The sequence below is a fragment of the Veillonella sp. AF36-20BH genome, assembly GCF_003602765.1.
Lineage (GTDB): Bacteria > Bacillota > Negativicutes > Veillonellales > Veillonellaceae > Veillonella > Veillonella hominis.
On the sequence record NZ_QTLR01000018.1, the window covers coordinates 1 to 671 of the forward strand.

General features: G+C 42.9%; 1 tRNA gene and 1 rRNA gene (1 of these 2 running past the window's edge). Both read left to right on the plus strand.

The features are described 5' to 3' along the window. Window positions 1-63: 63 nt before the first annotated feature. Window positions 64-139, plus strand: a tRNA-Ala gene (locus DW000_RS09755). Between the two features lie 524 nt (window positions 140-663). Then, window positions 664-671, plus strand: a 23S ribosomal RNA gene (locus DW000_RS09760) (its annotated part continues 251 nt past the right edge of the window); the annotation flags it as partial.

A 671-nucleotide genomic window follows, 5' to 3' on the forward strand; every position in this document is an offset into this window, starting at 1 on the left:
GCGCACGCCTGATAAGCGTGAGGTCGGTGGTTCGAGTCCACCTAGGCCCACCATTTAATACATGGGGGCGTAGCTCAGTTGGGAGAGCACCTGCCTTGCAAGCAGGGGGTCAGGAGTTCGAATCTCCTCGTCTCCACCATTTAGTATTTAATGTATAAATACTAAGTTGACTTAAGTTTAAGTCAATTACAATTTAATAGATTTCGATGGCTATCTAGGCGCATGAGATGAACGACGTCGCCGCGTAATGGTAATTACACAAGACAAGTGAAACGAATGCAACGACGATAGACGCGAACTATATGAATTGTTTGTTCTTTGAAAACTGCATAGAAGATAATTATTATATATTTGTAAGGTCATCTCTTAGAATTTCTAAGTAGGTTGACCCGAGCACATAGGAAATAATTCTCTGACTTAATGGTGACGTACATGAAAATGTACGGCTACAAAAAAACGACAATGTATCTAATGCATGTCAATGAAATCTAAGAGATTTTCATCAGAAGATGTAAAATAAGTAAAGATTTTAAGGGCGTACGGTGGATGCCTTGGCGATATCAGCCGAAGAAGGACGCGGTAAGCTGCGATAAGCTACGGAGAGGTGCAAGCAACCTGTGACCCGTAGATTTCCGAATGGGGGAACCCGGCAGTGGTTATGCACTGTCACC